Annotated in this window: 17 protein-coding genes; 10 read left to right on the plus strand and 7 right to left on the minus strand. The window is 62.8% G+C overall.

Going from position 1 to position 18,477, the window contains the following annotated elements:
• Positions 1–88 precede the first annotated feature (88 nt).
• From ACVDHI_RS07645 to ACVDHI_RS07660, 4 genes are all read left to right on the plus strand, one after another.
• Entirely contained in the window at positions 89–1,015 is a 927-nt protein-coding gene (locus ACVDHI_RS07645; RefSeq protein WP_010675108.1) for a cation diffusion facilitator family transporter, read from the plus strand.
• 300 nt (positions 1,016–1,315) lie between these two features.
• Positions 1,316–2,857: a TerC family protein gene (locus ACVDHI_RS07650; protein WP_039038766.1), complete on the plus strand. Its 1,542-nt coding sequence runs from the start codon at positions 1,316–1,318 to the stop codon at positions 2,855–2,857.
• Between the two features lie 175 nt (positions 2,858–3,032).
• Positions 3,033–4,142, plus strand: a complete 1,110-nt coding sequence (locus ACVDHI_RS07655) for an alkene reductase (RefSeq protein ID WP_128296475.1) — start codon at positions 3,033–3,035, stop codon at positions 4,140–4,142.
• A gap of 140 nt (positions 4,143–4,282) precedes the next feature.
• On the plus strand, positions 4,283–5,269 hold the full coding sequence (locus tag ACVDHI_RS07660) for a zinc-binding dehydrogenase (protein WP_447211926.1): 987 nt from the start codon (positions 4,283–4,285) through the stop codon (positions 5,267–5,269).
• 78 nt (positions 5,270–5,347) lie between these two features.
• Here ACVDHI_RS07660 and ACVDHI_RS07665 read toward each other — a convergent pair whose 3' ends face one another.
• On the minus strand, positions 5,348–6,367 hold the full coding sequence (locus ACVDHI_RS07665) for an adenosine deaminase (RefSeq protein ID WP_447211927.1): 1,020 nt from the start codon (positions 6,365–6,367) through the stop codon (positions 5,348–5,350).
• A 201-nt stretch (positions 6,368–6,568) separates the two neighbouring features.
• Between ACVDHI_RS07665 and ACVDHI_RS07670 the strand changes: the two genes are divergently transcribed.
• The 5 genes from ACVDHI_RS07670 to ACVDHI_RS07690 all read left to right on the plus strand — a co-directional run bounded on the left by ACVDHI_RS07670 (position 6,569) and on the right by ACVDHI_RS07690 (position 11,119).
• Positions 6,569–7,318 (plus strand): HAD-IIA family hydrolase, encoded by a 750-nt coding sequence (locus tag ACVDHI_RS07670; protein ID WP_010675115.1) that lies wholly within the window; start codon positions 6,569–6,571, stop codon positions 7,316–7,318.
• Positions 7,319–7,459: 141 nt separating this feature from the next.
• Positions 7,460–7,828, plus strand: a complete 369-nt coding sequence (locus tag ACVDHI_RS07675) for a cupin domain-containing protein (protein WP_041213049.1) — start codon at positions 7,460–7,462, stop codon at positions 7,826–7,828.
• Between the two features lie 206 nt (positions 7,829–8,034).
• Positions 8,035–9,699, plus strand: a complete 1,665-nt coding sequence (asnB, locus tag ACVDHI_RS07680; RefSeq protein ID WP_041213050.1) for an asparagine synthase B — start codon at positions 8,035–8,037, stop codon at positions 9,697–9,699.
• A gap of 167 nt (positions 9,700–9,866) precedes the next feature.
• Positions 9,867–10,367 (plus strand): thioredoxin family protein, encoded by a 501-nt coding sequence (locus ACVDHI_RS07685; protein WP_134997388.1) that lies wholly within the window; start codon positions 9,867–9,869, stop codon positions 10,365–10,367.
• A gap of 128 nt (positions 10,368–10,495) precedes the next feature.
• A complete protein-coding gene (locus tag ACVDHI_RS07690; RefSeq protein ID WP_270829955.1) occupies positions 10,496–11,119 on the plus strand; it encodes a glutathione S-transferase family protein in 624 nt (207 codons plus the stop codon).
• 72 nt (positions 11,120–11,191) lie between these two features.
• Here ACVDHI_RS07690 and maiA read toward each other — a convergent pair whose 3' ends face one another.
• The 6 genes from maiA to ACVDHI_RS07720 form a co-directional block, all read right to left on the minus strand.
• Complete coding sequence (maiA, locus tag ACVDHI_RS07695) at positions 11,192–11,830, minus strand: maleylacetoacetate isomerase (protein WP_010675120.1); 639 nt, start codon at positions 11,828–11,830, stop codon at positions 11,192–11,194.
• Between the two features lie 69 nt (positions 11,831–11,899).
• A complete protein-coding gene (locus ACVDHI_RS07700; protein ID WP_167825994.1) occupies positions 11,900–12,898 on the minus strand; it encodes a fumarylacetoacetate hydrolase family protein in 999 nt (332 codons plus the stop codon).
• 10 nt (positions 12,899–12,908) lie between these two features.
• On the minus strand, positions 12,909–14,057 hold the full coding sequence (locus tag ACVDHI_RS07705) for a homogentisate 1,2-dioxygenase (RefSeq protein WP_104454326.1): 1,149 nt from the start codon (positions 14,055–14,057) through the stop codon (positions 12,909–12,911).
• Complete coding sequence (hppD, locus tag ACVDHI_RS07710; protein ID WP_041214989.1) at positions 14,050–15,204, minus strand: 4-hydroxyphenylpyruvate dioxygenase; 1,155 nt, start codon at positions 15,202–15,204, stop codon at positions 14,050–14,052. Before hppD ends, ACVDHI_RS07705 begins: the two co-directional genes overlap by 8 nt.
• A 239-nt stretch (positions 15,205–15,443) precedes the next feature.
• Positions 15,444–16,097: a haloacid dehalogenase-like hydrolase gene (locus ACVDHI_RS07715; protein WP_041214988.1), complete on the minus strand. Its 654-nt coding sequence runs from the start codon at positions 16,095–16,097 to the stop codon at positions 15,444–15,446.
• Positions 16,094–16,738, minus strand: a complete 645-nt coding sequence (locus ACVDHI_RS07720) for a TIGR01621 family pseudouridine synthase (RefSeq protein ID WP_042016970.1) — start codon at positions 16,736–16,738, stop codon at positions 16,094–16,096. The genes ACVDHI_RS07715 and ACVDHI_RS07720 overlap by 4 nt, the downstream gene beginning before the upstream one ends.
• A gap of 88 nt (positions 16,739–16,826) precedes the next feature.
• Between ACVDHI_RS07720 and ACVDHI_RS07725 the strand changes: the two genes are divergently transcribed.
• On the plus strand, positions 16,827–18,419 hold the full coding sequence (locus tag ACVDHI_RS07725) for a GGDEF domain-containing protein (RefSeq protein ID WP_010675126.1): 1,593 nt from the start codon (positions 16,827–16,829) through the stop codon (positions 18,417–18,419).
• The last annotated feature ends 58 nt before the right edge of the window (positions 18,420–18,477 follow it).

Genomic DNA, 18,477 nt, shown 5'->3' on the forward strand with positions numbered 1-18,477 from the left:
AACCAGTCCGCTCACATGTGAGCGGGCAGTATATCAGCTAGAAAACCGCTTGCGCGCGCAATCTTCACCATTTGAAAGGAGGACTTTTATGGCTCACTACAGCCATGTTATCAGTACGCTTATTCGCACCGAAAAACAGGCGCTGACCCTGTCGCTGTTTGGTTGCATCACCTTTGCCATTTTCGGGATCGGCTATGGTCTGTTCGTCGGTTCCAACGCCATCATGCTGGACGGCATCTTCACCCTGTTCAGCATGGGCATGACGGGCCTTGGGCTCATCACCGCCTACCTGGTTACCCGCCCCTCCGACGCCCGTTTCCAATACGGCTACGCCCATTTCGAACCCATCGCCAACGTCATCAACGGCGCCATCATTCTGCTGCTCTGCCTCGGTGCCCTCTATGGCGGCATCACCTCCCTGCTGGCGGGCGGACGGGAGATCGATCTCGGCCACGCCCTCATCTATGCCGTCGTCTCCACCTTCTTCTGCAGCATCCTCTATCTCATCGAGGCCGACGTGGCCGAGCGGGTCAACTCCGAGCTGGTGCGGGTGGACTCCAAGGAGTGGCTGGTGGATACCCTGCTCAGCGCCACCCTGCTCATCGGCTTTCTGGTCGCCATCGGGCTCGATACCCTGGGTTACGGCCACTACAACCGCTACATAGACCCCATGCTGGTCTCCCTGCTGGCCCTGTGCGCCACCCTCATTCCCATCAAGGTGCTCGGTCGCAACCTGCGGGAGGTGCTGAAGATCGCCCCCAAGGGAGAGGTCAAGCAGCGAGTCGAACACGAGATCGAGGCCCTGCGCCAGCGCCATGGCATCGAATGCTACAGCCACCTGGCAAAAAGCGGCCGCCGCTTCGATCTCGAGCTCAACATCCTGGTGGCCCCCGGCCAGGAGTGGCCCGTCGAGCGCCAGGATGCCCTGCGCCAGGAGCTCTGGTCCCGCCTCGGCGACACCCTGGGAGACGCCTGGCTCTCGGTCTGCTTCACCCGGGAAAAACGCTGGTTGTAAGCCGCAAGGCGGGGCTTCCCTGGCAAGCTCCGCCTGCCCCTGTTGCCCTGTTGGGCGAGCGCCTCCCCCTGCGCATCCAGACCCCTCTTGCCAAATACGGGATTCCCGTTATCATCAGGGCTCACTTTTGACCCGAGGTTTTATTGCCCATCATGGACAATCCCCGAAGTAGCCCTTCGTCTTTTCCCATCAAAGCCTATCTGTACCTGCTCAACCAACGCCTCTGAAGCGATCGTCTCCGTCACCACGGCCACGCCGTGACCACGATTCACTGCATCTGTCTTCATTGAGGTCAATCACATGGAATTCTTGCTGGACCCGTCAATCTGGGTCGGTCTGCTTACCCTGATCATCCTGGAAATCGTTCTCGGGATCGACAACCTGGTCTTCATCGCCATCCTGGTGAAAAAACTGCCCCCCGCCCAGCGGGACAAGGCGCGCATCATCGGTCTCTCCCTGGCCCTGCTGATGCGCCTGGGACTGCTCACCATCATGTCATGGCTGGTCACCCTCACGGCGCCTCTGCTGCACATCTGGGATCACCCCTTCTCCGGTCGGGATCTCATCCTGATGGGAGGCGGACTCTTCCTGCTGTTCAAGGCCACCTCCGAGCTGCATGAGCGACTCGAGGCCAAGCCCGAGGAGCAAGGCGGCACCGGCGTCTATGCCGGGTTCGGGGTGGTGATCGCCCAGATCCTGGTGCTGGATGCGGTCTTCTCCCTGGACTCCATCATCACCGCCGTCGGCATGGTGGATCACCTCGGCGTCATGATGGCGGCCGTAACCATCGCCATGGTAGTGATGGTGCTCGCCTCCAAGCCCCTGACCCGCTTCGTCAACGCCCACCCCACTGTGGTGGTGCTCTGCCTGAGCTTCCTCTTGATGATCGGCTTCAGCCTGGTGGCGGAGGGCTTCGGCTTCCACATTCCGAAGGGCTACCTCTACGCGGCCATCGGCTTCTCGGTGCTCATCGAGTTCTTCAACCAGCTCGCCCAGCGCAGTGCCCTGCGCCATGAGGCGCGCCAGCCCCTGCGCGAGCGCACCACCGCCGCCATCTTCAAGCTGATGGGGGGGAACAAGCGCTCCGCCCACCCGCAGGAGGACGAAGAAGAGGTGCAGGCTCAGCCCCTGCCCCCCGGTTTCGGTGAAGAGGAGCGTTACATGGTGAGCGGCGTGCTGTCGCTGGCCGAGCGTTCCATTCGCACCATCATGACCCCGCGCTCCGAGATGGAGTGGATCGACGTCAGCGACAGCGAGGACGAGATCCGCGCCCTGCTGCAACGGGCCCCCCACAGCCTGTTCCCGGTCTGTGACGGGGAGCTGGACGAGATCATCGGGGTGGTCAAGGCTCGGGATCTGCTGTTTGCCCTCAACGAGGGGCAATCCTTGGCAGCGCTTGCCAGACAGAACGAGCCCGTCATCGTGCCCCAGACCATCAACGTGATCCGGCTGCTGGCGGAGCTGCGCCAGGCCAGGGGCAGCCTCATTCTGGTGGCGGACGAGTTTGGCGTCATCCAGGGGCTGGTCACCAACCACGATCTGCTGGAGGCCATCGTCGGCGAGCTGCCGGACGAGGACGAGACCCCCGATGTGGTGCGCGAGGGCGAGCACTGGCTCATCCACGGCACCACCAACATCCACCAGGTGGAGCAAGCCCTGAACTGCGACGGTCTGGTGAGCGAGAGCGACGAGTACGTGACCCTGGCGGGCATGCTGCTCTCCCACTTCGGCAGCCTGCCCGACGTCGGTCAGCAGTTGCACCTCGGCCAGTTCTGCTTCGAGGTCATGGCCGTGAGCGAGCGGCGCATCGAGCGAGTACGGGTCACCCCACTCTCCCCCTGATCATCGGTGGCAATGCAGCAAAAGAGGGCCTTTGGCCCTCTTTTTTCTGGCCCGAGCCCGGCCCCTCCCGCGCCATTGCTGCGATAACGGCAATTCTCTTCTGCAATACCCCCTCTTTTTCACAATAAAAATCCCCTTTAGAGTCACCTCACTCCCAAAGATTGAGGAATCCATCATGCACCACGATCCCCTGTTCTGCCCCCTTCGCCTCGGCCAGCTGCACCTTGCCAACCGCATCGTCATGCCCCCCATGACTCGCTCCCGCGCCAGCCAGCCCGGGGACGTGGCCAACGCCATGATGGCGACCTACTACGCCCAGCGTGCCGGGGCCGGCCTCATCATCAGCGAAGGCACCCAGATAGATCCCCTGGGCAAGGGCTACGCCTGGACGCCGGGCATCCACAGCGCCGAGCAGGTGGCAGGCTGGAAGCAGGTAACAGACGCGGTCCACGCCGAGGGGGGCATCATGTTCGCCCAGCTCTGGCACGTGGGCCGGGTCACCCATCCTGGTAACATCGGCGGCGCCCAGCCCCTCTCCTCCTCCGCCATCCAGGCCAAGGGAGTGAAGGTGTTCGTCGACAACGGCAGCGATGCCCCGGGGTTTGTGGAGACCGTCACCCCGCGCGCCATGACCCAGGCCGACATCGACGCCGTGGTGGGGCAGTTTCGCCGGGCCGCCCGCAACGCCATGGAAGCGGGCTTTGACGGCATCGAGTTGCACGCCGCCAACGGCTACCTCATCAACCAGTTCCTCGACTCCGAGTCCAATACCCGCACCGACGGCTATGGCGGTTCGCTCGAAAACCGGCTGCGTTTCCTCAAAGAGGTGACCGAGGCGGTCTGTGACGAGATCGGTCCCGACCGGGTCGGGGTACGCCTTGCGCCGCTCACCACCCTCAACGGCACCGTGGATGCCAACCCCCAGGAGACCTATCTGGCCGCCGCGCGCCTGCTGGGCAAGCTCGGCGTGGTCTATCTGCACGTCGCCGAAGCGGACTGGGACGACGCCCCCCTGATGGCGGAGAGCTTCAAGCAGGGGCTGCGCGATGCCTTCCCCAACACCCTCATCTACGCCGGCAAGTACGATGGGGAACGCGCCCGCGCCGCCATCGAGGCGGGCTGGGCCGACATGATTGGCTTCGGTCGCCCCTTCGTGGCCAACCCCGACTTGCCGAACCGCCTGCGCCACGGCCATCCGTTCGCCCCCCACGATCCCGCCACCCTGTTTGGCGGCGGCGAGAAAGGGCTGACCGATTACCCCGTCTATGGGGCAGAGCGGGCATAGGGCGGCTCGCGCCGAACGCCTTATCGGGCGGGCCCCACCAGCGTGGGGTCCGCCTTGCTGTCTTGCCAGTGCAACAACAACTCAAGACATTGTTACGCCATATGACTCAATCTGCGCCCCCTCTCTTTCAAGGAGTCACCATGAACCATACCCAGGCCTGGTGCTGGCACGCCCCCGGCGAACCGGACCAGCTCACCCTCACCCGGCAAGCGCTCCCCACCCCCGGGCCCGACGAGGTCCTCGTCGCCAACCGGATCATCGCCTTCAATCCGGTGGACTGGAAACTCATCGAACAGGGTCATCCCCACTGGCAGCCCGGCCATGTGCCCGGCGTCGATGGCATGGGCACCTTGGTGGCACTGGGGGCCAATGTCACCCACCTGCGCCCCGGCACCCGGGTCGCCTATCACACCGACCTGCGCCACGGCGGCAGCTTTGCCCACCACACCCTGGTGCCGGCTCGCGCCCTGATGCCGGTGCCCGATGCCCTGAGCGACGAAGCGGCCGCCGCGCTCCCCTGCCCCGGCCTCACCGCCTGGCAGGCGCTGGCCAAGCTGCCGCACCTGCACGGGGAGGCCCTGCTCATCTCGGGGGCTGGCAGCAGTGTCGGCCGCTTCGCGGTGCAACTTGCCCTTAAGCAGGGGGCCCGCGTCTTTGCCAGCGCCAGCCCGCGCCACCACCAGTGGCTCAAACAGCTAGGCGTGCAGGGGGTGGCGGACTATCGGGATCCCGACTGGCTGGCCCAGTTGCAGGCCGCCAACGGCGGTGAACCCTTCGAGGGGATCATCGATCTGGTCTCCAGCCAGCAGGCAGAAGCCTTGCTGCCTGCCCTTGGCTATTACGGCCACATGGTGACGGTGCTCGGGCGCATCGCGCGCAACCCGCTGCCCGCCTTTAGCCATTGCCACTCATTGCACGAGATTGCCCTCGGCGCCCAGCACGCCTTTGGCTCGGACAAACAGTGGAGCCGTCTGGTAGCGGCCGGTGTCGCCATGATGGCGCAGATGGCGAGCGGCGAGCTGACCCTGCCGCCGCTGGTAGTGGGCGACTTCGACGCCCTGCCTGCCCTGCTCACCCGCGTCAAGCAGGAGGGACAAGGGGAGAAGTATCTGGTGAGGGTGGGTTGATACCCGCCCAACGATGGCACAAAGAGGCCCGCCAGCCATGGCGGGCCTCCTCCATTCAAGGTGTGCAAGGCGGCCTGCTCAGTGCAGGCTCACCCCGTGCAGGGCGGCATGGAGGCGAATGTCCCGGGTCAGGCGCACCTTGTCCGCAAGGCTCAGCCAGCTCGCCTCCACGGCATTGAGACTGAGTCGGCACAGCTGCTCCTGGCTGGCGCCAAGCCCGTCGGCCAGGGCCTGAAAGTTGGCCCCCAGGTATCCCCCGAAATAGGCGGGATCGTCGGAGTTCACGGTGACGCAGAGCCCCTGCTCCAGCAGCCTCAGCACATTGTGGTGGGCCATCTGGTCAAACACCCTGAGCCGCACGTTGGAAAGCGGGCAGACGGTGAGGGGCAGCCGTGTGTCCGCAAGATAGCTCAGCAACGCGGGATCCTCGACGCAGCGCACCCCGTGATCGATACGCTGCACCCCGAGCTCCCGGATCGCCTGCCAGATGTAGTCCGCAGGTCCCTCCTCGCCGGCATGGGCCACCAGCGGCAGCCCCAGCTCGCGGCAGCGAGCGAAGACCCGGGCAAACTTGCTGGGCGGGTTGCCCCGCTCCCCCGAATCGAGGCCGACCCCGTGCAGGCGCGCCAGGTGCGGCGTGGCCTCTGCCAGGGTGGCGAATGCCGCCTCTTCACTCAGGTGGCGCAGGAAGCTCATGATAAGACGCCAGCTGATGCCAAAGGCTGCTTCGCCAGCCTGCAGCGCCCGCTCGATGCCCCCCAGCACGGTGGCAAAGGACACGCCGCGGGCGGTGTGGGTCTGGGGGTCGAAAAAGATCTCCACGTGCACCACGTGATCGGCAACGCAGCGCTCGAGATAGGCCCAGGTGAGGTCGAAGAAATCCTGTTCGTGGATGAGCACGCTGGCGCCGAGGTAGTAGAGATCGAGGAAGGATTGCAGGCCGTCGAACTCATAGGCGGCGCGCAGGCTGTCGACATCGGGCCAGGGCAGCGCCACCCCGTTGCGCTGGCCGAAGGCGAACATCAGCTCGGGTTCGAGGGTCCCCTCGATATGCAGGTGCAGTTCCAGCTTGGGCAAGCCGGCAATAAAGTGCTCCATGATGACGGCTCCATCGTCAGACTCCGTGCGGGCACCACCGGGGCGGCGCCCTCCCTTCGCCTTCATTGTGCCCCCATCTGGCCCACCGAGGGAGACTTGTCATCAAAGGGCCTTATAATGGCGGCACAAAAACCATAACCGATTGAAGAGACGAACAGAGGGAGGCCCTGTCCCCGCTCTTGCGCCCTACAAGGAGAATTCATGAAGAAAAACGTCATCTGTGACATTGACGGCGTCATCCTGCACAACAACGATCTCATTCCCGGCGCCGACCGCTTCGTCCACCGCCTGCTGGAGCAGGGCAGCAAGCTCCTGTTCCTCACCAACTACCCGGCCCAGACCCAGAAAGATCTGCAAAACCGCTTCCGATCCGCCGGAATAGAGGTGCCCGAGGAGTGCTTCTACACCTCCGCCATGGGCACCGCCGACTTTCTCAAGCGCCAGGATGGCAAGAAGGCCTATGTGATTGGCGAAGGGGCCCTGACCCACGAGCTCTATAAAGCCGGCTTCACCATCACCGATATCGACCCGGACTTCGTGGTGGTGGGGGAGACCCGCAACTACAACTGGACCATGATGCAGCAGGGCGCCAAGTTCGTGGATCAGGGGGCCCGCTTCATCGCCACCAACCCCGATACCCACGGCCCCCTGATGTACCCGGCCTGCGGCGCCCTGTGTGCCCCCATCGAGCGGATGACCGGCAAGAAGCCCTTCTATGTCGGCAAGCCGAGCGCCTGGATCATTCGCGCGGCCCTCAACCGGATGGAGGCTCACTCCGACGACACCATCATCATCGGCGACAACCTGCGTACCGACATCCTGGCAGGCTTCCAGGCCGGTCTCGAGACGGTGCTGGTGCTCTCCGGGGTGAGCAAGGTGGCGGACATCGACCGCATGCCGTTTCGACCGAACCACATCTTCGACTCCGTGGTGGACATCGACATCGTCTGATCCCGGGTGCCGCCCTTCCGGTAGCCTTCAGCCTGCACGGGCCCCCTTGGCAAAGGGGGCCCGTTTCGTTTAACGTAAGCGCAACATCGTTAAACAAACTAAACGGGAGCAGGATGCTCCTTCGCCACTCAAGGACGCACCATGAAGAGCCTGAACGACTGGATCCTGCTGGACAAGCACACTGTCTCCCCCACCCCGCTGATGCCCGCCCCCGAGCGCATCAGGGCCGGAACGCCGAGCCAGACGGCATGGAACCACTACTCCGACCCGAGCCAGCAGTTTCACGTGGGCTTCTGGGCTTGCGAGCCGGGCTGCTGGGCCGTTCACTATACCGAACACGAATACTGCCAGATGCTGGAAGGGGAGGCGGTGATCCACGACGAGCAGGGCGGCCGGCTGCACCTCAAACCGGGGGATCAGTTCGTCATTCCCGCCGGTTTTGTCGGGCAGTGGGAGACCCTCACCCCTTGCCGCAAGCTCTATGTGATCTTCGAACCCGCCGCGACTTGACGCGCACGTCAACCCTGACCCTCTCTCTTCAGGCGGCCGGACGGTCGCCATCCCCTGGCGCAACTTGACGCTTACGGCATGATTTTCTGCGGTTTTCCCGCTTGCAAAAGGGTTTTCCGCTAGGCATTGTGATTGGCGAGGAATGTAAATGGAATTTCGAGCCCAAACGTGGGGGGCTCATATAAAAATCAAGAGGATTACCGCCAATGTGTTCTATTTTCGGCATTCTGGACATCAAGACCGACGCCACTGCCCTGCGCAAATCGGCCCTGGAGATGTCCAAGCGACTGCGTCACCGCGGGCCTGACTGGTCCGGCGTCTACAGCTCCGACAAGGCCATCCTGGTGCACGAGCGTCTGGCCATCGTCGATCCGGGCAACGGCGCACAGCCTCTCTACAACCCCGAGCGCACGCACGTATTGGCCGTCAACGGCGAGATCTACAACCACAAGGAGCTGGAGAAGAACCTCAAGGTCGACTTCCAGTTCCAGACCCACTCCGACTGTGAAGTGCTGCTGGCCCTCTACAAGGAGAAAGGCCCGGCGTTCCTGGACGATCTGAACGGCATCTTCGCCTTCATCCTCTATGACGCCGAGCAGGATGCCTACCTGATTGGTCGCGACCACATGGGGATCATCCCCCTCTATACCGGCCGCGACGAACACGGCAACTTCTACGTCGCCTCCGAGATGAAGGCCCTGGTGCCGGTGTGCAAGAGCGTCGAGACCTTCCCGCCGGGACACTACCTGTGGAGCAAGGATGGCGAGCTTAAAACTTGGTACAAACGGGACTGGATGGAATACGCGCCGGTCGAGCACAACGTCAGCGACAAGGCCGAGCTCAAAGCGGCCCTGGAAGCGGCGGTCAAGCGCCAGCTGATGTGCGACGTGCCCTATGGCGTGCTGCTCTCCGGTGGTCTGGATTCGTCCGTCATCTCCGCCATCACCAAGCTCTATGCCGCCCGCCGGGTGGAAGACGATGGCAAGAGCGAAGCCTGGTGGCCCCAGCTGCACTCCTTCGCCGTCGGCCTGGAAGGGTCGCCGGATCTCGCCGCCGCCCGCAAGGTGGCCGATCACCTCGGCACTATCCACCACCAGATCCACTTCACCGTGCAGGAAGGGCTGGATGCCCTTCGGGACGTCATCTATCACCTCGAAACCTATGACGTCACCACCATCCGCGCCTCCACGCCCATGTATCTGATGGCCCGCTACATCAAGGCGATGGGGATCAAGATGGTGCTGTCGGGAGAGGGCTCCGACGAGCTGTTCGGCGGCTACCTCTACTTCCACAAGGCCCCCAACGCCCGTGAGTTCCACGAGGAGAACGTGCGCAAGCTCGCCTCCCTGCACCTCTATGACTGCCTGCGGGCCAACAAGTCCATGGCCGCCTGGGGCGTGGAAGGCCGCGTGCCCTTCCTCGACAAGGAGTTCATGGACGTGGCGATGCGCCTCAATCCCGCCGACAAGATGTGCGGCAAGGGCAAGATCGAGAAACACATCCTGCGGGAAGCCTTCGAGGATCTGCTGCCCCACGAAGTGGCGTGGCGCCAGAAGGAGCAGTTCTCAGACGGCGTAGGCTACTCCTGGATTGACAGCCTGAAAGCCATGGTCGAGGAAGAGGTGACGGATCAGATGTTCGAGGCCGCGGCCTTCCGCTTCCCCGTCAACACCCCGCTCACCAAGGAGGCGTACTACTACCGCGCCATCTTCGACGAGCACTTCCCGCTGGAGTCCGCCGCCCGCACCGTGCCCTACGGCAAGTCGGTCGCCTGCTCCACCCCGACCGCGCTCGAATGGGATGCCAAGTTCAAGGAGATGGCCGACCCGTCCGGTCGCGCCGTGATGGACGTCCACCAGCAGGGTTACTGATCGCCCCTGACCTGAATACAAAGCCCCTCTCGAGGGGCTTTGTTGTTTTCTGCCATTCCATTGCCGCTTTTTGCCTTCCCCTTCCCTGTTTGCGGCTTGGCGCAGGAAACGCCCCGTGTCACATTGTCTGCGCCTGGAAGCAAAGATAACGACACAAGGAAGAGACCATGAAACGACTGTTACTGCCCCTGATGCTGGGCACCCTCCTTTTCAATGGCGCCGCCTGCGCGGGCGACCACCTCTGGAGTCAGAGCCTGCCCGATTACAGCCAGGGTTATGACGAGACGCGGGATCCGGCCCGCGATCTCGCCGCCGCTACCGCCAAGGCCAGTGCCGAGGGCAAGAAAGTCCTGCTGCTGGTGGGGGGCGAATGGTGCAGCTGGTGCCAGGAGATGAACCGCTTTCTAGACCGGGAACCCGATCTCGCCGGCCAGCTCAACCGCACCTTCGTGGTGGTCAAGGTGAACGTCAGCGAGCAGAACAAGAATGAATCCTTCCTGAAAGACTATCCCGAGTATCTGGGGGTCCCCCACTTCTACGTGCTGGATGCCAAGGGCAGGCTGCTTGAGTCCTTCAACACCGGGCTGCTGGAGAAGGGGAAGAGTTACGACGGGGAGAAACTCGGCAAATTTATCGCCTATTTCCAGCCCAGAACCACCCACGGCTGACTCGCCAGTCAATAAAACAGGGCCCCGCACGGTCAGTGACAGTGCAGGGCACTGATGGCTACGCAAACAGGGAAGTGGCATGTCTGCGACAAACAGGCCATCCATCACCCCGGACAAGGACGAAAAAGATGTTGCGAATACTGGGCAAGGCGTCGTCAATCAATGTGCGCAAGGTACTGTGGACCTGCGCCGAACTGGCCCTCCCCTTCGAGCTGGAGGAGTGGGGATCCGGCTTCAAACCCACGGACACCCCGGCGTTTCTGGCGCTCAACCCCAATGCCATGGTGCCCGTCATTCAGGATGAGGATTTTACGCTGTGGGAGTCGAACACCATCATCCGCTACCTGGCGACGCGCCATGGTGCCAATGCACTCTATCCCGCCGAGGCGAGAGCCAGGGCTCGGGTCGATCAATGGATTGACTGGCAGGCATCGGACTTGAACACCGCCTGGCGCTACGCCTTCCTGTCGTTGGTGAGGCGCTCCCCCCAGCATCAAGACCATCAGGCCCTTCACGCAGCTTGCCTGCAGTGGTCTCACTGCATGAAGATCCTGGAGAGACAGCTTCAAACAACCGGAGGATATGTGGCCGGTCCGCACTTCTCGCTGGCAGACATTCCCATCGGGCTGTCAGTCAACCGCTGGCTGGAGACGCCCTATGATCGCCCGTCGCTACCCGCCGTGGACGACTACTACCAGCGACTGAAAGAGCGGCCGGGGTTTCGACGCTATGGGGCCAATGGCACGCCTTGAGGCGAGCAAGATAACCCGGGCAAGGAAAGAGACGGCAGACCGGGCCAACGCGCTGGCCCGGTCTGCACAGCTTCAGGGCTGGGCATCCGGCTGATTGGCGGGGGCGGCCTTGATAAAGGCCTGCAACTGCTCGCAGTTGGCGACGATGCGCGCAATGGTGGGGTAGTCATCCAGGGTCATGTCAAAGCGGCGGGCATTGTAGACCTGGGGCACCAGCATGCAGTCCGCCAGGGTGACCTCGTTGCCCACGCAATAGATGCCGGCGGTGGTCATGAGAAGCTGCTCCAGCGCGGTGAAGGTCTCGTCTATCCAGTGGCGATACCAGGCATCCCGCGCCATCTTGCTCTGCCCCAACTCCTGCTCCAGGTAGTGCAGCACGCGCAGGTTGTTGAGGGGGTGGGTGTCACAGGCGATCATGTTGACTATCTGGCGCACCCGGGCACGTTCGATGGGGGCGGAGGGCATCAGGGGGTAGGCGGGATAGGTCTCGTCGAGGTACTCCATGATGGCCACCGACTGACCCAGATGCACGTCATCGTCCACGAGAAACGGCACCAGCCCCTGGGGATTGACCCGGCGGTAGGCCTTCTCCTTCTGCTCACCCTGCCGCAAGTTGACCGGGTGCTGCTCATAATCGAGCCCCTTGAGTTGCAGTACCAAACGCACGCGAAAGCTGGCCGATGAGCGCCAATATCCAAACAACTGCAGCATAGTGTGTCCCTGTGGTGGCAGGTGTCTGCCACCTGCCGTGTCGCCCGCCCCTCCAGGGATCGGGCTCTCCTAGCTCGCCCGCTCGGCCGTTGCTTGCGTGACCCGCTGCAAAATGGTGCCAAACAGACTCATCCCGTTGCGATCCTGCATCGCGATGGACACTGTATCACCAAAGCGCAGAAAGGGTGTAGTGGCTTGACCTGACTCGATAATTTCCAGCATCCGCCGCTCGGCAAGGCAGGAGGATCCCCGGCTTCTGTCGTAGTTGGATACGGTGCCCGAGCCGATGATGCAGCCCGCCCCGAGCGGCCTTGTCTTGGCGGCATGGGCAATCAGCTCATCAAAGTTGAAGGTCATGTCCACCCCGGCGTCGGGCTGCCCGAACAGGGCGCCGTTGAGGTGGGTCACCAGGGGCAGGTGGACCTTGCCATCGCGCCAGTCATCCCCCAGCTCGTCCGGGGTGATGGCCACCGGCGAGAAGCTGCTGGAGGGCTTGGACTGGAAGAAGCCGAAGCCCTTGGCAAGCTCCCCGGGAATGAGGTTGCGCAGGCTCACGTCGTTGACCAGCATCAAGAGCTTGATGTGGCTCGCCGCCCCCTGCAAACAGGTGCCCATGGGCACGTCGTCGGTGATGACGGCGACTTCCGACTCGAAGTCGATACCCCACTCCTCGGAGCCCATCACGATAGGGCCACGGGGCGGCAGGAAGCTGTCAGAGCCTCCCTGATACATCAGGGGATCATGCCAGAAGCTTTCTGGCATGTCGGCGCCGCGGGCCTTGCGCACCAGCTCCACGTGGTTGACGTAGGCACTGCCGTCAATCCACTGGTAGGCGCGAGGCAGCGGGGAGAGGCACGCCTCCTCATCGAAGGGGAAGGCGTCGGGGCAGGCGCCCTCGTTGAGTCGCTGATAGACGTTCGCCAATTGCGGCGCCACTTCGCCCCACTGGTCGAGGGCCGACTGCAGGGTCGGGGCAATGGTCGTCACGTGGACGGCGCGCGCCAGATCGCGGCTCACCACCACCAGGGCGCCGTCGCGCTTGCCATTGTTCAGGGTTGCCAGTTTCATATCGAATTCCTTATTTGCCGAGCGTCTCTGGACGCTGCCAGCTGGTGACATAACCGGGGTGTTCGACCCCTTCGCAGATCGGGCCGACAGCCAGGGCATCACGGGTGTCGAGCATCACCGCCACCTCGTCGGTGAAGGTCTTGGCATGGGCCAGCCCCGCCGCAAAGGCCTTGGGATGGGGACCATGGGTGAAGCCGGCAGGGTGGAAGGTGACCATGCCCCGCTTGATGTTGTCCCGGCTGAAGAAGTCCCCGGCGTGGTAGAAGAGCACTTCGTCGAAGTCGTCGTTGCTGTGGTAGAAGGGCACCCGCAGGGCGCCTGGGTCACTCTCGATGGGACGCGGCACGAAGGTGCAGACCACGAACCGGCTCGCCACGAAGGTGGAGTGAGCCGAGGGAGGCAGGTGGTAGCGGTGGCTCATCAGCGGGCGGATATCCCGCCAGTTGAGGCGCACCACGCACAAGTCCCCGTGCCACCCTTGTGCATCCAGCGGGTTGAACGGCCAGGTGACGACCGAGACCTGATCGTGGCGCTTGATCTGCAGCGACCAGGGGTTTTCATCCTGCTGGGCCAGGAAGCGCTCGTTGATGGCGGGCACGTCCAGGGCCGCCGGATCGAAGATGGCGTGATTGCCCACCAGTCCCTTGTCCGGCAGCTGATAACTGTCTTCCGTCGCCTCTATCATCAGGATGAAGAGGGGCGCGGTGGGCTCGATGCGCCACATGGTGCCACGGGGGATCACCACATAGTCGCCATCTCTCAAGATGAGGTGCCCGTAGTCGCAGTAGAACTCGCCGCTCCCCTCGTGAATGAACAGGAGCTCGTCACCATCGGCGTTTCGCACCAGAAACGGCATGGGCTCATGCAGGCGCCAGATGCGGTAGCGGCAGTGGGGGTTGCTGAGGATATCCGGCATCACCCAGGGGGAGAGGGAGCTCACCTCCTCCTGCAGATCGTTCAAGTCAAACGCCCGTGGCCGAAGCGGCCCTTCCCAGTTGACCCAGTCGGTGGGAGCATGCTTGTGGTGCATGTGGGTGGCCGGACCGAAGAAGCCCGAGCGCCCCAGCTCGCGCTCATAGATGGCCTGCTCCGGCAGATCGGCATGGGCCTGGCGGGAGTGGGTTCCCTCCCGATGGGGGAAGCTTATCCAGTTACGCATCGCTCGGTTCTCCGTTTTTCTGGCCCTGCGCGGCACTGTTCACCTCCCCTTGCGTGGATCCGTCCAGCACGCCACGGCGGATCTGATCCAGCTCGATGGATTCGAACAATGCCTGGAAGTTGCCCTCACCAAAGCCCTCGTTGCCCTTGCGCTGGATGATCTCGAAGAACACGGGCCCGATGACGGTGTCGGTGAAGATCTGCAGCAGGATGCCGTCCTTCGTCGGCGAGCCGTCGATGAGGATGCGCAGCTCTTTCAGCGCGGCCAGATCCTCCTGATGACCCGCCACCCGGCTGTCCACCTTCTCGTAGTAGGTGTCCGGCGTCGGCATGAAGCCGGTTCCCCGCCCTCTGAGCGTGCGGATGGTGTGATAGATGTCGGCAGAGGCGAGCGCGATGTGCTGGATCCCCTCCCCCTTGTACTGACGCAGGTACTCCTCTATCTGGGACTTGTCGTCCGCCGACTCGTTGATGGGAATGCGAATTTTGCCGCAAGGGGCCGTCATGGCGCGCGAGTGCAGTCCGGTCAGCTTGCCCTCGATGTCGAAGTAGCGGATTTCCCGGAAGTTGCCGATCCGCTCGTAGAAATTCGACCAGAGGTTCATGTTGCCGCGATGGACGTTGTGGGTCAGGTGGTCGATCTCATAGAGCCCCGCGTCCACCTCGGCCATGCGGGCCTGCCAGTCGGGGTAGAAGATAAAGTCCACGTCATAGATGGAGCCCCGCTCGCCATAGCGATCGACAAAGGAGAGGGTACTCTCGCCGATGCCGTAGATGGCGGGGATGTTGAGTTCCATGGGGCCTATTTTGCCCACAAACGGCTTGGCCCCCTGGCCAATGGCGTACTGCTGGGCACGGCCGGCATCGCTCACCCGAAACGCCATGCCGCACACGCTCGGACCATGGGCCCGGGCAAACTCCTCCGCCTGGGAGTGGGGCTCGGCATTGACCACGAAGTTGATGTCCCCCTGGCGATAGAGCCAGCACTGCTTGTGCCTGTGCTTGGCCACTTCGGCAAAGCCCAGTGAGACGAACAGCGCCTTGAGGGCCGCAATGCCCTTGAGATCCGGCGCCGTGTACTCGACAAACTCAAACCCGTCGGTGCCAAGGGGGTTGATGGTGTGAGTACGGGAAGAAGGGGTGGTCATGATGTGCTCCTTGCGATGAACTGATAACGAAACGGTTCACGCCGCAAGGGCTCGACAGGCAGCCCGCACGGCATTGTTAACAACTTGTTTCATTAGAGTGGCAGGCGCAGGGAATGAGAAGGGGCGGCGTTCAGATAGTTTGGCGGGGATCCGCGCCAAAAAATGTAAATGAAATGTGACGTCACAGCATCAACCTTGCACTGCGCTCGTTAGCGTCCCGCAAGGCTGTCAGCTTTGCCTTACAGCGACCAATAACGGGGTTCGATATGGGGCAGCACCGCCCTCGCTTTTAGCAATCGAGTCCTTTGCGGGTTGATGAGCCAGGCCTGCTCCCCCAACGCCAGCAGGGGCAGATCGTGCAAGCTGTCACTCAGGGTGAGTGCGGCCTCCAGGGTCAGGAGCTCGGGCAGCAGCTTGTGCCTGCCATGGCAATAGAAGCGCGGCACCAGGCCGCCGAAACGGTAACCCATCCGCGAGCCGATGATGCGGTGAGGGAGCCTTGGCAGTTGACGATGGATCTGGGCACGGACCAGGGCGCGGGGACTGGCGGAGATGACCCAGCAGCGGTACCCCTCCCCCGTCAGGAGGGCTCGCGCCTCCCGATACAGACCGGGCCGGGTCAGGCTGTACTGCCGTACCAGGGCGCGCCAGGCCAGGGGGGATAGCCCGAGGGTGATGGCCCACCAGATGAGTGCAATGCCGCGACTGCGCTGACCTGGCAGCAGATAGATCACGGCACCGAACGCCATCAGTGGCCACAGCAGCAGCGGCCAGATACGGCGGCGCAAGATGAAACGCAGCAACCCCGCATGGCTGTCATCCGGCGCCAGGGTGTCATCGAAGTCGGCCAGGATCCAACCGCGGGCTGGGACTCTCGCGGTTGCAGCGCTCATTCGGAGATCTCCGCGATGGCGGCATGCAACTCGGGCAGGAGGAACAGCGCCCCCTCATCGGGCGGACAGACGAGATCGAAGCTCTCACCTGCCAGGGTGAAGGCGAGGCGCCAGGCGTGCAGATAACCGCGATCCGCCGCCGTGCCGCCGTAACGCTCATCCCCGAGGATGGGGGCTCCCACGCTCTTCAAGGCCACCCGGATCTGGTGGGTCTTGCCGGTCCGGGGCTTGATGCGATAAAGACGCAGCCCCTCGCGCACCGAGACAGAATCGAACCAGCTGATGGCCGGGTTATCCTGGGTGCGGCTCAGCATCCAGCTGCCGCCTCGCCCTTTCTCCATGTCCCCCTTCACCCAGCCCTGCTTCTTCTTCGGCTTGCGATCGGAGAGGGCCAGATACTGCTTGCTCACTTCCCGCGCCGCGAAAGCCATACTGAGGGCGCGATTCGCTTCGGGGGTGCGGGCCAGCAGCACCAGCCCAGAGGTCATCTTGTCCAGTCGATGGACCGGATAGAGGTCAAGACCGGTATCCATTCTGACCCGATTGACGAGACCCGGCTCGCCGGCATCATCGTGCATGCCAATGCCCGGACGCTTGTTGATCACCATGAAATCTTTGTGCTGCAATTGTATCCGGTACATGTATAACCCTTTAGAATGTTATTTGTTAACAACTTGAATGCAGGCCTGCAGGCCATCTTCATGGACCCTCAGCACAAGAATCGCACGAATGAAAAAATGCCTGTTTTGGCTGTTGTTGCTTGGCATCACTTGCTTCTCGCCCCTCCAGGCCAGTGAACGGACACGTGATCTGCCGGAGAAGGTGGTATTGCAGTTGCGCTGGCTGCATCAGCCCCAGTTTGTGGGCTATCACATGGCCAAGGCCAAGGGGTATTACGCCGACGCCGGTCTGGATGTCGAGATAAGGCCAGGTGGCAAGGGAATAAGTCCGGTTCAGGAGGTGCTGGCCGGACGCGCCGACTTTGGCGTCGGCAACACCGAGGTGCTGACCCACTACGCCCAGGGCAAGCCGCTGCTGGCGCTGGCCAGCGTCTACCAGCACTCTCCCTCCATCTTCCTGGCACGTCGCGACAGCGGCATTCTCACCGTTGCGGACATGCGTGGCAAACGGATCATGATGTTTCCGGGTCATCAGGATGCCGAACTGCTGGCCACCCTCTACTATCAGGGACTTCACGAGCGCCAGCTCATCCCGGTACCCACTTCGGTCAACATCGACGATCTGATCGCCGGCCGAATAGACATCTTCAACGCCTATCTGAGCAATGAGCCCTTCTATCTGGAAGAGCGCGGCATCTCGGTGTCCGTCATCAACCCTCGCAACTACGGCATCGATTTCTACAGCGACATTCTCTTCACCACCCAGGCACAGGAGCGGCTCAATCCGGAGCGGGTGGCACGTTTTCGTGCAGCCAGCCTCAAGGGATGGCGCTATGCCCTCACCCACCCCGAGGAAGCCATCGCCCTGCTGCGCACGGAGTATGGCGTCAACCGCAGCCAGGCCCACATGGAATACGAGTTGCAGATGAGCAAGGAGATGATCCAGCCGCTCTATGTGGAGATCGGGTATATGAATCCGGATCGCTTCGCTCACATCATGCAGCAGCTGGTGGAGATAGGCCTCCTTGCCAAACCGGTCTCCCTGACCCGTTTCCTCTATCAGGTTCCCTCAGAACAGTGGAGCTTCTGGCGTCCATGGTTCCTGCTGAGCCTGGGTGTTGGTGGTCTCATCCTGCTGCTCTCCCTCTATCTTCTGATGAGCAACAAGCGGCTCAACCAGGAAGTGGCCCTGCGCAAGCAGCGAGAGCAGGAGATACTGCAACTGGCCCGCCTCGATCCCCTTACTGGGCTGCCCAATCGCCTGAGCCTGATGGAGCAGCTGAAACACCAGGTGCAAAGCGACAATCCGGGCTGCCTGCTGTTTTGCGATCTCAATGACTTCAAGCGCATCAACGACAACTTCGGCCACAGCCAGGGGGATGCCATCCTCTGCCAGCTGGCCCGGCGGATCCACGACGCCATCGGCCACCAGTGCTATTTTGCCCGCTTGGCGGGGGACGAGTTCATCCTGCTGCTGCCGGGCTACGATATCCGTCAGGCAGAGGAGGTCACCGCCGTGATCCGCCAGGCCATGCAGGCCCCCTTCGTGGTCAATGACCAGCCGATGCAGGTGGGCATCAGCATCGGCGTCAGCCACTACCAGCATGACTGGAGCCCGGAGCAGTGGCTCATCCAGGCCGACAGGGCCATGTATTGTGACAAGGGTGGCCGCGTCATCACGCTGGCGGAGCAGTCCGGCTGACTGGCTCATCTCCCGGCACACAGATCCGATATCCCCGTGAAACCGATAAACAGGAAGG

It is taken from the genome of Aeromonas sp. 25-248 (assembly GCF_053005425.1).